Annotated in this window: 12 protein-coding genes; 3 read left to right on the top strand and 9 right to left on the bottom strand. The window is 39.0% G+C overall.

Annotated elements, in window-relative coordinates; genetic code table 11:
• Positions 1 to 225 precede the first annotated feature (225 nt).
• Genes AKG34_RS22345 through AKG34_RS22320 form a run of 6 tightly spaced genes read right to left on the bottom strand, consistent with a single transcriptional unit; the run spans position 226 to position 8610 of the window.
• Positions 226 to 2037, bottom strand: coding sequence for an IucA/IucC family protein (locus AKG34_RS22345; RefSeq protein ID WP_053348349.1), 1812 nt, complete (start codon positions 2035 to 2037; stop codon positions 226 to 228).
• A gap of 22 nt (positions 2038 to 2059) precedes the next feature.
• Positions 2060 to 3388: a lysine N(6)-hydroxylase/L-ornithine N(5)-oxygenase family protein gene (locus tag AKG34_RS22340; RefSeq protein ID WP_053348348.1), complete on the bottom strand. Its 1329-nt coding sequence runs from the start codon at positions 3386 to 3388 to the stop codon at positions 2060 to 2062.
• Positions 3363 to 3947, bottom strand: a complete 585-nt coding sequence (locus AKG34_RS22335; RefSeq protein WP_053348347.1) for a GNAT family N-acetyltransferase — start codon at positions 3945 to 3947, stop codon at positions 3363 to 3365. The genes AKG34_RS22340 and AKG34_RS22335 overlap by 26 nt, the downstream gene beginning before the upstream one ends.
• Positions 3937 to 5742: an IucA/IucC family protein gene (locus AKG34_RS22330; protein WP_053348346.1), complete on the bottom strand. Its 1806-nt coding sequence runs from the start codon at positions 5740 to 5742 to the stop codon at positions 3937 to 3939. The genes AKG34_RS22335 and AKG34_RS22330 overlap by 11 nt, the downstream gene beginning before the upstream one ends.
• A complete protein-coding gene (locus AKG34_RS22325; protein ID WP_053348345.1) occupies positions 5742 to 7250 on the bottom strand; it encodes a pyridoxal phosphate-dependent decarboxylase family protein in 1509 nt (502 codons plus the stop codon). Before AKG34_RS22325 ends, AKG34_RS22330 begins: the two co-directional genes overlap by 1 nt.
• 7 nt (positions 7251 to 7257) lie before the next feature.
• Entirely contained in the window at positions 7258 to 8610 is a 1353-nt protein-coding gene (locus tag AKG34_RS22320) for an aspartate aminotransferase family protein (protein WP_053348344.1), read from the bottom strand.
• A 273-nt stretch (positions 8611 to 8883) separates the two neighbouring features.
• Between AKG34_RS22320 and AKG34_RS22315 the strand changes: the two genes are divergently transcribed.
• The 3 genes from AKG34_RS22315 to pepT all read left to right on the top strand — a co-directional run bounded on the left by AKG34_RS22315 (position 8884) and on the right by pepT (position 12771).
• Positions 8884 to 9354, top strand: a complete 471-nt coding sequence (locus AKG34_RS22315; RefSeq protein WP_053348343.1) for a VTC domain-containing protein — start codon at positions 8884 to 8886, stop codon at positions 9352 to 9354.
• Between the two features lie 485 nt (positions 9355 to 9839).
• Positions 9840 to 11297 carry an alpha-amylase gene (locus AKG34_RS22310; RefSeq protein WP_053348342.1) on the top strand — a complete coding sequence of 486 codons (1458 nt, stop codon included), beginning with the start codon at positions 9840 to 9842 and terminating at the stop codon, positions 11295 to 11297.
• A 238-nt stretch (positions 11298 to 11535) separates the two neighbouring features.
• The gene (gene pepT, locus AKG34_RS22305; RefSeq protein ID WP_053348845.1) at positions 11536 to 12771 is read left to right on the top strand and encodes a peptidase T; all 1236 of its coding nucleotides are present in this window, start codon (positions 11536 to 11538) and stop codon (positions 12769 to 12771) included.
• A gap of 195 nt (positions 12772 to 12966) precedes the next feature.
• Here the strand turns inward: pepT and AKG34_RS22300 are convergent, their stop codons facing one another.
• From AKG34_RS22300 to AKG34_RS22290, 3 genes are all read right to left on the bottom strand, one after another.
• A complete protein-coding gene (locus AKG34_RS22300) occupies positions 12967 to 13575 on the bottom strand; it encodes a hypothetical protein (RefSeq protein ID WP_053348341.1) in 609 nt (202 codons plus the stop codon).
• The gene (locus tag AKG34_RS22295) at positions 13572 to 14213 is read right to left on the bottom strand and encodes a hypothetical protein (protein WP_053348340.1); all 642 of its coding nucleotides are present in this window, start codon (positions 14211 to 14213) and stop codon (positions 13572 to 13574) included. Before AKG34_RS22295 ends, AKG34_RS22300 begins: the two co-directional genes overlap by 4 nt.
• A 283-nt stretch (positions 14214 to 14496) precedes the next feature.
• On the bottom strand, positions 14497 to 15396 hold the full coding sequence (locus tag AKG34_RS22290) for a LysR family transcriptional regulator (protein ID WP_053348339.1): 900 nt from the start codon (positions 15394 to 15396) through the stop codon (positions 14497 to 14499).
• Positions 15397 to 15457: the final 61 nt, after the last annotated feature.

The following is a 15457-nucleotide window of genomic DNA, read 5'->3' as shown; positions in this document are numbered from 1 at the left end:
ATATTATGTGTAACCGTTTACATATTTAGCTTATCACCAATTCATATGGACGGCAAGTCCTATTCCACAGATATTCATTAGGTAATTTGAACCAAAAAGCATAACACAATCCTTTCTTAGGTATACATTTGATGAATAATGAACATAAAGGTTCCTTTCACATCTCTAGTTATGAAAACAAAAAATTCGAAAAAGCTGGCTCAAATATCTGAGCCAACTTTACATTTAAAGTGTGTTTGCAGGTAACTTTTCGTAAAGAGCATTATTTACATACCCAAACTCAGATGCATGCGGACGATCTTCGCCATCACTATATCCGTATTGAAGCATACGGTTTCTGTTCAGACAGAGTTTGGTTAATTTAGGTGCAAAGAAATTGAATGTCTCGAAACGATCCTGCAATTGTGGGAATTTTTGCTGATGTGTAAGGATTGCTCGAGCGACACCTTCCCAAAAGACATTCTCATCCAATAGGTTCCTTCTCATAAGAAGTGTGGACAAGTAACGGAAATGACAGATAAATAGTCCCGTGAAAATGAATTGAACCAGTCCCTCCGGAGCTTCGCTTCTTAGTACCTTTTTTAGATTATCAGGAAGCATACTTAATTCAGGAAGCGGCTGATCACTGATATTTACATCATCTACAAAATCCTTGATTGCCAACCGGTGCGGTTTATAATCCTTCAATACTAAAATTGTATTTTGGCCATGCGGTGAGAAGACAACCCCATACTGATAGATAAAATGTAACAATGGTGAAAGAATGACGTCGAATAATTGGGCTGTCCAGGCCTCCGTAGTTAATCCGGATTTTTCAATCAGGCTTTCCACATACGGCTTTCCTTCGTGGTCCACATGCAAAAGGGATGCAAGTGTAATAGGCTTCTCGCATTCTTCCATATAACTGTATATGCTTTCTCTCCAAATACCGCCTAGCATCTCTAAATATTGATATGGTACATTCTTTAGCTTAGAAAAATATGGGTGATCCACATTTAAACTGGCCACCTCACCAGGAAGTACTACTTTACATTCTTCCTTTAAGAACGAATCATTATTGTAAATGTTCTTAATATACTCTGTGATTTTTGGTGCAATGACAGTACGCTCTGCTGGTAATCCACGGTAGACCAACGTATTTAAAATGCTCATTGGTAGCTTGACGTGATGTTTGTTCTTATTCGAAACATTAACAAACGTCCGAATCGATTGCTGTGGAAGATACTCATCAGGGCCGTTTCCTAAAGCTACAATCAGACCTTTAGCCAAATCATCGGTAAAATTCTGAATGATTACATTCTTCCATTGCCATTCATGGATTGGCAGGTAAAAATAGTCTTCTTCCTTTAACCCTTTCCCTGCCAATCTGTTTGCAAATACTTTTCGGGTTTCATCATCTAATTCATTTTCCATCAATTGCTTATAGGATAACGTTTGGATGGAATTGAATGCACCCCTTGTTTTATGAACGGCAATCCATGATAGCTGAATTTTCTCCTGATTTTCTGGAGCGAATTTCAAGTAATCATCATAACCGAATCCAATTCTTCCCTTGTTATAGGCAATCCAAGGGTGACCGCTCATTTCTCCTTCAAGTAGCGCATAGTCCAGTTCGACTAAATCATCCGCGTTTTGTTCCGGTTTAGATAGTAATTGCAGGTCTGCAATCAACGTATGATGGAACTCTTTGATTAAATGGCCCGTTGTTTCTGCAGTCATCCCGATTAACGGCTGAAGGTCCAAAATGAATTGAATGGCATCATTTGCTTGTCTGGTTTGTTCTGCTTCAAATACTTTAATCGATTCAGCCTGTACATCATAACTGTCAAAAAGACGAGGCAAGGCTAAAAATTGATAAGATTTTTCCTCATTTATCTTTAACTCATATAAGTTTCCTGCTACATCTTCGTTCAAGACAGCTGGATGGATTATATCTTCATACATATACTCGGAAATCATTTTAGCGAGCAAGTTTTGGTTTACTATCGACCAATTTTTTTCTGTAACCGCCTTTTCCACTTCATTTATGAACTGCATACATTGACTCCCTTTCTTTCTATTAATAGGCCATGACTGGTGCTTTTACACGGAATGATTGAAAAGCTCCTTTTGGTTCAGATGGATAAATCTCTTTTCCTGCTAATTGATTAATAATAATGGAGTTCCGGAATGCCCCTAATCCTAAATCAGGTGCGCCCACGCCGTGCGTATGTATCTCGCCATTCTGAATAAAAAGATGATTTGGTGTAGATACGGTCGTACCAACTCGATAGTCTTTAGTAATTTCAAGTCTGCCGAACTCATCGCGGACTATGAGGTCTTCCATACTGTCAAGGAATGCCGGCACGGTTGATTTGTAGCCAGTACCAAAAACGACCGCCTCTGTGTTCACATCAAATTCGCTTTCTTCCACCCACTGTCGACATTTCAATGTCCAGCCATTTTCAGTTGGCTTTACGGCTGCAACTTCTGTCATTGCCCTAAGTTCAATGGCAAGTTCTGCATTTCCAATAGACTTTTCATACATTTTGTCAAAGATCGCAGCAATTGTCTTCGCGCTGATTCCTTTATACAACAGATCCTGTTTTGGCAGAATGTCATCTTTCTTTTCCTGAGGCAGCCGGTAAAAGAAATCTAGGTAATCTGGAGTGAAGTATTCCAACCCAAGTTTTGAATATTCCATAGGAAAAAAACCTTTGGATCTTGTATACCAGTTTAGCTGGTAACCATGGTTCTCCTGCTCATTCAGTAGGTCTTCAAATACCTCGGCCGCACTCTGTCCGGATCCGACAACTGTTATGGATTTTTTCTTTAAGACATTTTCTTTATTCCGTAAATAATCGGCCGAATGCAGGATGCTCTCTCCCATATATGGACTAAATGCAGACGGTACAGCTGGAGCACTGCCAATTCCCATGACTATATGACGGCTATAATAGACTTCAATCTGTTGAGTTTTTTCATCTCTCACACTGATCTGATAGAAAGATTCCTCTTGATCCTTAATATACTCCAGCGCCTCTACCGCTTTTCCAAAACAGCAGCTATCAAGTTGATTCGCAGTCCAGCGGCAATATTCGTTATATTCTTTTCGCGGAATCAAGAATTTTTCAAGGAAGTAGAAATGATAAAGCCGGTCATGTTGCTGTAAATAATTCAAGTAACTATATGGGCTTGTCACATCTGCCATGCTAACTAGATCAGCAAAGAATGGTACCTGCAGTGTCGTCCCTTCAAGCAACATCCCTTCATGCCAATTAAATTCCTGCTTTTTCTCAAAAAAGACGGCATTTAGCTCCGGGGTTTTCTCTAAAAGGGCCGCAAGTCCAAGGTTAAAGGGACCTATCCCGATTCCAACCACATCATAGATAGATTGTTGCTTCTCCATACTTCCACTTCCTCTCGAAATTCTCCCGCGTACATGACATAAGTAATCCTGTTTTGTCAGGGAGTTCAATCTCTTTAATTGGGGTAAAGCCGCATTTTTCAAATAAATGAATCATCTTTGCATTCCGGATATCCGGTTCTGCCATCACTTTGTTTGTGGTAGAAGTCAGTAGTTGGAATTTCACCATTGCACGTAAAAATGGCAAAGCTAGTCCTTTTCCAAGATACTCGGGATCACCAATGAGTAAATGAATACCCTGGTCACCCTCCTCAGCCTCATAATATTTTTCAATGATATCGCCTTTTACCCAATACGACTCCCAATAGCTCATTGGGATCTCGTCCAGGCAACCCAAGTATAGTGTTTGGTGTGTATCAGCCAACGCTTTCTGCAAATGAACAGCAAATTTTTCTTTTGAAAAATTCAAGTTCCAGTAGGGGATCACATGATCTTCGTGCATCCAACTATGCAGAGTATCAATATCCCGCTCAAATTCCACTTTGACAAAAGAAAGCTGCTGATTATGGTCTTTCAGCTTTTCTTCATAACTATTTTTCATAGGTGGCTAAAACCCCCTGCGCGAACGGATTTTCAATGGTCGTATAAACTGACTGTGTCTCAAGTGAGCCAACAAGCTCGTCCATATCATGAAAACGCGTCAGTAAATTGGCTTTACAAGGTAGTTCTTGTTCATAAAGCAACCTCGAGACAACTCGGTTCAATCCTTCATCTTTGCCTTCCTTACCACTAGATTCTAGTTGTTCCTGAACGAGCTGTAATAGTGTCTGCTCTGATGCTAATCCTTCCGTACCAAAATTGTTGATTATGCCTAATAAGTGATTAAAGAAGAAATAGTATTGAAGTCTTTCTTCAGCAACTACATCAGAACAAATTGTGAAGCTTTTTTCACTTAGTTCAGGCAGGATGCTCATCAGCCGGTCTACTTTTGATTCACAATAGTAATACCCTTGATTATCTCGATAATAAAAAGTGGATGGGTACCCATTTTGAAGCTGGATAATTGAATTTTGTTGATGGGCTTCTAGAACAATTCCATACTCTTCAAACAGCCAAAGCATCGGTTTTAGTGTCATTGAAAGATACGTATTAAACCAATCCTTACTTACTTCTTCAGTACTACGGTTTTCTTCTTCTGCTAATTTTCGGATGATCGCTCCAAGCCTTGATGGTGCACCATAGGCATTGTCCTGACATAGACCTGCAATCAGGCTTGCTTGTTTATTGTTTTCATAGAAAGGATTTTCCCGAATATCAACATCAAAACCTGAATCTTGTTCAGTTGTTTTGATTGTTAGATAAGCAGGGTCCTTTATGACGCGGAAGGACGGGTGCTGCTTTCTTAAATCATCGCCCACTTTGGAATCTATTAATTTCGCGATTTCAACACCACGATCGAGTTCTTTTTGCAGATTTGCACGTAACGAGTTTGTGATTTTAACCGGAACGGAAAACTTATACATATATTTCGATGTAGCACTATAGACTGTTCTGAATGAAGAAGTGGCCGTGAATTTTTTCCCAAGCGGGCCTGCATAGATTAGTAGTCCTAGCTCAATTAACTTCTTGACTTCTTCTTTTTCGACTAGTTCTTTTGCCTGAAGCGGGTGCCCTGGAATAATGATATATGGGCTTTCTTTTTTGCAATACGTGTCACGGAATCCACTGGAAATCTCCAAATCGCCGGCTAATTCCTGTTTAATGATCTCACTTGCAGATATGACTTCACTAGAGTCTTGGATGACAATCGATGAATCTGCTAGGAAGTAATGAAGCTGGAACTCCCCTTTTAATTCTGGTGAATAGTTCCATTCATCCCTATCTGATATTCCCTGCTTACTTTTCGGTGTTGGATGGAACAAGTGACCAAATAGAAGGGACTGTTCTGCTTCGATGTATGTAAAGTCAGGACTTTGAAGTGCATCAAAGTCTTCTCTCCGTGCTTCCACATAGCGTTGAATATTTTGGCTACTTAGGATGACACGCAACATCAATTCATCTTCACTATCTGTTCGGCCCTGTTCATTTAATAATTCTTTAGACACGGCTGAAACCATTGTCACGTAGTCTAATTCACGCACTTGTTTGGACGCCGTTTGGTAGTAAACCGGGAAGGATATAATATGACGCCCCGTTTCCGACCAATACTTTAGTGGAACAAGCAATGCAATATCTTGGGATGCAAGATTACTGACTAATAAAGAAGTCGGTACAGTACCCTCCAGTTCAGGCCAGTTCTTTGTTTCTTCTAGACTGCAATTCCCAGTTTCTCGGAAATAACAATTCAGAAAGCTTTGCATCGTCGCCCGTTCAGCTATTTGCTTACTATTCATCATCATTCCTCCATCATCTTGAACATTTCACCTAATACCCGAATCTCATCTATGATTTCCTCTATGTGTTCAAGCTTTGTCATTGGATTCAATAGAGTCATCTTTAAATAAACCTGTCCATCAAAACGAGTTTTTGCCAAAAATGCACGTCCGCTCTTTAGTAATTCTTGCTGAATCTGTTTATTTAGAAGATTTACTAATTGATCACTTTTTCCTTCGGGATTATAACGAAATATAACTGCATTCAATTCGGGATTTTTATTTAATACGCTGAATCCTTCTGCTTTATTGATCTTCGCAGCCACTTCGCGTGCAAGATGACAAGTATAGTCAATCATTTCAGCAAATGTATCGAGTCCAACAACCTTTAATGACATCCAAAGCTTCAACGCGTCGAATCTTCTTGTCGTTTGAATCGATTTATTGACTAAGTGGACCATCCCCTCCTCTTCATCTTCCTGTGGATTCAAGTAATCGGCGTGATGCTGGATATATTGAAACGAATTGCGGTCGGAGACAAGAAAGGCACCGCAACTGATTGGTTGATAGAATAATTTGTGAAAATCAACCGTAATTGAGTCAGCCAGTTCAATTCCATTGATTAATTCTTTGAAATCCCGACTTAAAATCATCGCTCCGCCATAAGCGGCATCCACATGCAGCCATAACCCTTTTTCCATTGCAGCTGCAGACAATTCATGTAATGGATCTATAGAACCAAAATCCGTTGTTCCACATGTGGCAACAATCGCAAATGGAAGTAAATCCTGCTCCTCTAAAATCATAAGCTGACGATTCAATTCATCTATAGAAAGACGGTGATTAGAATCCGTTTTAACCGTTATTACCGCCTGTTCACCAAGCCCTAGCTGTGCCGCGGATTTACGAACCGTAAAGTGGGCAGCCTCCGAGCATAAAATCCGCAGTTTTTTTGCTTCGGTTGGCAGACCATGTTGCTGTACATCTATATCCCAGACACGCTTACAATAGGCGTCTCTCGCCAATAACAGTCCCATATAATTAGATTGGGTTCCACCGCTTGTGAAAATCCCGTCCGCTTTATCAGAAAAACCTACCTGAGTGCACAACCAATCTATTAAACGCTCTTCAATAAAGGTTGCGGTTGAGCTTTGATCCCAGGAATCCATTGATTGATTTAGAGTACTGATAATCATTTCGGCAGCCACTGCAGGTATGAGTGTCGGGCAATGCAAATGTCCGATACAGGTAGGGCTGTGTACATTGATGCTGTCATTAATAACAAACTCAGCTAGTTCAGCTGCGACACCTTCCAATGTCTCCCCTTTTATAGAACCAAGGGATAGCTCATTTAATCTCGCTTCTATTTCATGCGGTTTTTTCCCAGAATACGGCTGATTATTCTCTTTTAAAAAGTCGGTAAGTCTTTTTTCGATGATTTTTAAAGAATCGGTGTAATTATTGAAACCGGCCTCGTTATTCAAGAAAAATGGAGAATAAGCAAAATTAGTTTTATTAATCGTTTCAATCATTTATTCTTCACCCTCTTGCAACAGCTGCACGAACAGCTTCTTCAAAAATTGCAGTAGCTTCTCGAAGCTGGGATTCCGTTACGATTAATGGAGGCAAAAACCTCACGACGCTACCATGTCTGCCACCGACTTCTAAGATTAATCCTCTTTGGAAACATTCCTGTTGAATGGTGCTGGCAAGTTCAGAATTAGCCGGATAGCTTCCATTCGAGTTTTGCGGTTCTAAATGGTTAACCAGTTCAACACCGACCATCAATCCCCGGCCTCTAACATCCCCAATTTGTTGGATATCTTTTTGCAAATCTTTAAGAATATTCTTTAAGATTTCTCCCATTTTAGCTGCATGCTCCACAAGATTTGTTTCTTTCATGAACTTTAAAGTTGCTGTTCCTGCTGCCATTGCCAATTGATTTCCGCGGAACGTACCAATATGAGCACCCGGAGACCATAAATCCAGATCTTTGTTATAAATCACGACGGATAATGGAAGGCTGCCACCTATTGCTTTTGATAGTACAAGAACATCTGGAATGATTCCTGCATGTTCGAAGGCAAACATTTTACCTGTTCGGCCGATACCTGATTGAACTTCGTCGATAATTAATGGAATGCCTCTCTCTTTTGTAATTCTCCTGATCTCCTTAAGCCACGGAATTGGTGCTGGAATGGAACCTCCCTCACCCTGTACTGCCTCTAAAATCATTCCTGCAGGTGCTAATAATCCAGACTCAGGATCGTTCAACAAGTTTTCGATATACTGGCTACTAATTTTGTGACTTTCCTCTCCGCCAATTCCAAATGGGCAGCGATACTGGTATGGATATGGTAGGAAATGCACGTCTGGCATTAACCCTTGAACTTTTTCCTTTGGTTTTGTATTACCGCTAATTGACATGGTCGCATGTGTTGCTCCGTGATAAGCACCTTGGAAAGATAAAATGCTTCGGTTGCCTGTAGCTGTTTTAACTAATTTAAGTGCCGCCTCAATAGCATCTCCGCCAGTAGGACCACAGAATTGAATCTTTGCATTTTTTCTGAATTCTTCAGGCAGACATTCAAAAATTTCATCAACAAACTGCTCTTTGATTGGCGTAGTAAAGTCCAATGTATGTAAAGGTCGTTTAGCTTTTAGAACATTTTCCATTTCTTCTAGCACAGCCGGGTGATTGTGTCCGAGCGCTAATGTTCCAGCACCGGCAAGAAAATCAATATATTTTTTTCCGTCCATGTCTGTTAGGTATATTCCCTCCGCCTGATCGATGGCCATAGGTAATCTTCTAGGATAAGATCGAGCATTTGATTCCCTTGTGTTTTGTTGTTCCAGTAATTGATCATTTTTGGTAAGTGTGGTTGTTCCCATAATGAGCCTCCCTGTATATTAATTAATTGAGAATAATTATCATTATCACACAATTCATTCTAATGATAATGATAATTATTCTCAATAAGTAAATCCGCTCATTTTTCTTCTAATAAATTCCAATAATGTTAAACAGAGGTTAAAAATGGTATTTAAATGGTTGTAACTAGGATATTCTGTTCATTTTATGACCTGGAAATTTTTCTTAAGGTTTAATTAAGATTATATAAATAAGCTTGACCTAGATAAAAACACAGAAAAGGAGGAACAAAAATGAATGGTTTGAAAGGCAGGCGTGAACTCAAACATGCAATTACCAAAGCGGATTGTTATCTATTAAGAAATAACCTACAGAACTTTATGAAGCTTGATCCCCATGGACATGATGGAAAGTATTTAATTCGCAGTGTCTATTTCGATAACTTTGACAATAAAATACTAAGGCAAAAAACAGAGGGCTTCTATCATAGAGATAAATTTAGAGCCAGACTTTATGATTATGATTCCGACTTTATTAACCTAGAAAAAAAGAGTAAGCGGGATAATTTAACCTATAAACAGAAATGCAGGCTCTCTGCTGAGGAATATGAACGAATTCGTTTAGGGGATATAGAATGGATGTTTGGGGATTCAAGGGATTTACTTCGAGATTTATATATTCAAATGACCCTTTTTCAGATCAAACCGACAACCGTCGTGGACTATGAAAGAGAAGTCTTTATCTATGAATATGGAAATGTCTAAATTTTGGGATACCCTTTTTTATTTCATTAGTTAATACCCTCTATTTATTTCCCAACCAAATGAATCTACGTACAAAAATAATTTCTTTCCCTATTATTCTTTATTTCTATAAAAGTTCACGAAAAAAACCAAAAATCAACTTGGACAGACGCCAAAAAAAAAATCTAAAAAAATAAATACCTTGATTTCCTACTAATATGATTAACCACGTTCCAAGCGCCTTTTCATAACTTTTCATAACACTTTCTTGAGCTTATTCCTCCCTCTTCTTGACTTAACAAACTGCTCTCATCGATTATTTTTAAACTTATAATTACCCTTATTTGGTATAAAATAGTAAAATAGAGAGAGGATTTGAACCTCTATTCAGAGAGACTGGTTACTTGTTTATTATTTTTATATACGGGGTAAAGATTTCCATCATTAATTTTCCGATTGTCCATTACCAATCTTGTCAAAACGTGTCGGTGTCAGGGGGGGAACGAATGAAAAGAAATCATACAATGATGCAATTTTTCGAGTGGCATCTTGAAGCAGATGGCTCTCATTGGGACAGATTGAAGTATGAGGCTTCCAAGTTGAAAGATATAGGAATTGACTGTGTTTGGCTTCCGCCAGTTACAAAAGGGCAATCCGTAGGGGATAACGGCTATGGAATTTATGACGGATACGATTTGGGTGAATTCGACCAAAAAGGATCCGTTCGAACCAAATACGGAACAAAAGAGGAATTGCTTCAAGCAATAGCTACATGTCATAACTACGGTCTTTGCGTGTATATCGACCTAGTTATGAACCATAAGGCTGGAGCTGATGGAACTGAAAAATTTGAAGTCATTGAAGTCAACCCGGACAACCGGATGGAAGACATTTCAGAACCATTTGAAATTGAAGGTTGGACAACATTCGATTTTCCAGGCCGTAATAATCAATACTCTGATTTTAAATGGAACCATACTCATTTTAATGGAACGGACTATGATGCCGGAAACGACAAAATGGGTGTGTACCGGATAACAGGGGAAAATAAACATTGGAATAAGCATGTTATTGATGAATTTGGTAATTACGATTACTTAATGTTTGCGAATATCGATTACAGTCAGCCAAAAGTTCGCCAGGAGATGATTAGCTGGGGAAAATGGATGGTCGACACGTTAAAATGCGATGGTTTTCGATTGGACGCTGTAAAACATATTGATTATGATTTTATTAATGATTTTTTACAGGAACTCCTCCCTTATACAAAGGAACATTTCTTCATGGTCGGAGAATTTTGGAAGGCCGATGTGAAGGCTTGCCAAACTTACTTAGAACAAACAAATCATGACCTCAGCTTGTTCGATGTTTCTCTGCATTATAAATTTCATGAAGCCTCAAAAGCAGGCTCTAAGTTCGACCTCTCAACCATCTTTGATCATACCCTCGTTAAAACCAATCCGGCACAGGCCGTTACTTTTGTCGACAACCATGACTCCCAGCCACATGAATCACTAGAATCCTGGGTAAAAGACTGGTTTAAACCATCAGCATATGCCCTTATCTTGCTGAGACTTTGCGGTTACCCCTGTGTCTTTTACGGAGACTATTACGGAATCGGCGGACCTTCTCCAGTTCCTGGAAAAAAGGATATTTTAGACCGCCTCTTATTTGCTCGATATGAAAAAGCCTATGGAAAACAAGAAGACTATTTCGATGATCCAAACACGATAGGCTGGGTCCGACTTGGAGTCGAAGAACTAGAAGGGTCTGGATGTGCTGTTATTGTTTCCAATGGAGACCACAACAGTGAAAAAAGGATGTTCGTCGGTGAACATCGTGCTGGTGAAATCTGGATTGACCTGACCTTTCATAGAGATGATCATATCACCATTGAAGAAGATGGTTTCGCAACCTTTCCTGTTCATGGTAAAAGTGTATCTGTTTGGGCATTGAATATGTAAAAGTACATGCTCTTAGACCCATACTTTCAAAAAACAACAGCAAAGAACAGCATGTGGGTACTAACATGCTGTTCTTTGCATTTTTGTACAAAATCTATTTTAAAGTTCATATCTAAAAAAGATAGAAGGACGAATCATTCATCCACTAGAACAAAATATACATACAGGGAAAATGAAAGATGATTTTTTCATCCTAATCAAACATGGTAAGATAAGGGAAAAAGGAGCTGAGGGAAAAATGAAAAATGAAATTATTAAAAGATTTACTTCCTATGTAAAGGTGGATACGCAATCCAATGAGGAAAATCCCACATGTCCTTCTACAACCGGACAGCTAACTCTGGCAAATACATTGGTAGCGGAATTACAAGCAATCGGGATGACAGAAGTGACAATTGATAAAAATGGCTATGTTATGGCGACTTTGCCTGCCAATTCAGAAAAGAAAGTACCGACTATCGGATTTTTGGCTCATATTGATACAGCGACGGATTTTACTGGGAAAGATGTAAAACCGCAAATTGTTGAAAATTATGATGGTAGTGATCTTACTTTACATGAAAAATTGAATGTCATCCTATCACCTAATGATTTTCCTTCGCTTAACGACTATAAAGGGCATACCTTAATCACAACAGACGGAACAACCCTACTCGGCGCAGATAATAAGGCTGGCATTGCCGAAATTATGACAGCTATGGACTATTTAATTCATCATCCAGAAATCAAACATGGAAAAGTCCGCGTGGCCTTTACCCCCGATGAAGAAATCGGTAGAGGACCACATAAGTTTGATGTAGCTGCTTTCGATGCTCAATTTGCCTATACAGTAGATGGCGGTCCACTTGGTGAACTTGAATATGAAAGCTTTAATGCGGCATCAGCCAAGATCACTATCAAAGGGACGAATATACACCCTGGTACTGCCAAAGGGAAGATGATCAACTCGGCTAAGATTGCCATGGAGCTCCACAGCAAGCTCCCTCGAGAAGAAGCACCGGAATATACAGAAGGTTACGAAGGATTTTATCATCTCCTTTCATTTCACGGAGATGTTGAGGAAACCAAGCTTTCCTACATTATTCGAGATTTTGACCGCCAACAATTTAACAACCGTAAGAACTATATAGCGAAAGTCATAGAAGAATTAAGAGAAAAATATGGTCAAAATCAAATCCTTCTTGAATTGAATGATCAATACTACAACATGAAGGAAAAAATCGAGCCGGTCAAAGAAATCGTCGACATTGCCTATGAAGCAATGGAGAAACTCGGAATCAAACCAAAAATCTCACCAATCCGCGGTGGTACGGACGGTTCTCAACTATCGTATATGGGCCTACCAACACCAAATATTTTTACAGGCGGCGAGAATTTTCATGGCAAATACGAATTCATTTCCGTCGATAATATGATGAAGGCCACCAATGTGATTGTTGGAATTGTCTCTCTCTTTGAGGAAAAAGCAAATTAAAGATGTGGAGAGTTATTACAATAATAATTTCTAAATCACACTAAAAACCCAGACTCCTTAAAGTCTGGGTTTTTACATTCAAGAATTAAGAACGTGCCCAATGACGGTGCTGAGCAATCGCATCGATAAAGGCAGCAGTAGATTCACTATTTGTATCCGAAACGCTACCTTTTGGAAGATTTTCAAATTACATCATTATACATCGCCTTCAGCAAGCCAAGGGAAGAATCCATTCAGAAACCTTTCCGTTGCTGGCATAAAATAAGAGCCATAATGGTAATCAGGGTCAAGAGTCATAACTACCCAAGTACCTTTTGTACTGACCTTATCAATATAAAGAACGGCTCCACCATCCTCAGTAGAAACAAGGATATCTGAACCTTTAGGCGGCCAATATACGCCATGCTGATGCCAAGTCGAATCAGCAAGTGTTAGATAGCGGCTGAATAAATCATGGTCAGGCTTTTGGAGGACTAAACCGCTTTTGGGATCCTTTTCAAGCCACCACCAAAAATTCGTTTCCCTGAACTCCCAATTATGGCCTGGAATCCATTCATTCAGCTGTGGACCAAAGGACACAATGATCCCACCCCTATTAGCGAATTCATATATTTTATCCATGGACTTCATGAGAAGGCCCATATGTAGTTGGGAAGGAAGGAGCAGGACATCAAATTCATCAATTGACGTTTCAACTAGATCAGGAAGATAAATTAGTGTATCAATATTTTTACGATATTTCGGCTCGGTATATGTCCGATGGTGCTGTGAACTACCACCGTCAATTACTGCAATTTTCCTCATTTCACTTCACTCTTCTCTTGAAGTATTTGGTATTCATTCCGTACCCACTGCATGAGTTGGAAGCTAATACGGACTGTTGTTTTTTTCACATTCATCGAACCAAATAAATCGTTTCCTGAATGAACAAGAATTGTTCCTTTTGTGCTGTGCCTATCAATATATGTGATTGGTTCTCCACCAGGCAACGTCAACAAAACCTCAGATCTATCAGGAATTGGATGATGACCTCTTGCAAAAAAGCCTGAAACCCCTTTATTATAGGTCATATCATCCTCTTCCACCCCTTCAAAAATCGGGTGGGGTTGGTGGACTGATACAACATAGTCTTGAAAACTGTGTATCGTTTTAGGGATAAAGTTCGAGCCCCCTGGTAGCCAATCCATAAATATGTTGCCACAAAAAACGATGACTTTTTTATCATTTAAAAATTCATGAATTAACTCTTTATGTTTATATAAAAATTTCTGATCTATCAAACCCTGGATAACCAGGCATTTAAAAGGTTTTAAATCAATATCTGGTAGTTCGTAAGTATCAATAAATGTAAAATCCTCCTGATACTTAGGGTCGTTCACCCTTGCTTTTCCAAAATAGCTTCCTGTATCAAGCATCAGAAAGTCGTTTTTTTTCTCATTCATTTTTTTCCTCCTCAACAATGCATCTATCAAACTTTGCTTAAAACAGATGTTGGCGATATCTTCATAGCTTCCTTTTACATCCTTAATTATCAGAATCACCTTTGTGTAATCTCAAACTACCAAAGTTGATAATGATTATCAATATCGATTATTCTGCTTTTTTATGATAATCCTTAGTTTCATTGCCGCCATATTCCTTTTGTAATATTTATGAATGGCACTATTCATTTTCTTAATACAAAGGTTAGATATACAAATAAAAAAAATCCTCTCGATGAGGATCTTAAACGAATTGAAGGAAATGTTGCTTTAACTTATTACAAAAATCCTGTTCATAATCTGTAAGCTGAGTATTCTTACGGATTACTAATCCGTTTTTCCGCTTAATTGATAGCCCTGATACCGGCCTTGAAACTAACTCTCCTTTACTTAATTCCTCCGCAACAGCAAAGCTGGGTAGAAAGGCAATCCCATGTCCAGCTTTTACAGCCTTTTTGATTAATTCAAAGTTGCTCATTTGTAAATACCTCACCTTAACTTGTCGACTACGTAAATGACTCTTGATATATTGCTGTAAGTAATGACTCTTTGGCAAGAGGACGGTTTGGTTATGTAAATCACGGCAGTAAAGTGTTTTTCTTGTATCCCATAAATAATCGTTTGGGAAAATCAGGGATAGTTCATCCTCGAATAAAACTGACGTGTCATAGTGGTCCATTAAATAGTAGTCTTCAGGATAGATTGGCATGATTGCAAAATTGGTCAAGTTATCTTGAAGGCTTCTTTTTAAATCATCGTAACAAAAACTATTGATTTCAATGCACTTCTTTCGTGAAATCTCCTTGTATTGATGGAGAAGATCCGCAAAGAAGTAATCCGCAATATAATTGCTGACGAATACCGAGAGTGTCTGTTCAAAGTAGTCTACTTTTTTTATCGTTACTGAAGCCTCATCCACAAGACTCAGAATCTGTTTTGCATAAGTCAAGAGAACTTCCCCTTGCTTCGTTAACTCTACTTTCCTACCAGTACGATGAAAAAGCCTTGAATCAAAGTCTTGTTCTAAGTGATTGATATGATGACTAATAGTAGGTTGTGAGCAATAAAGTCGGCGGGCAGCCTCTGTGAAAGAGCGACACTCGGCAAGTACGATAAACGTCTCCATTTTCTCCAGTGTATTCATGTGTTTTTTCCCCCTCAAGACCGTCCTTTTATGAAAATGATAATCATTATCATTTATATAT

This window comes from Peribacillus butanolivorans (assembly GCF_001273755.1).
Classification (GTDB): domain Bacteria; phylum Bacillota; class Bacilli; order Bacillales; family DSM-1321; genus Peribacillus; species Peribacillus butanolivorans.
This window is presented reverse-complemented; position numbering and strand designations above follow the sequence as displayed.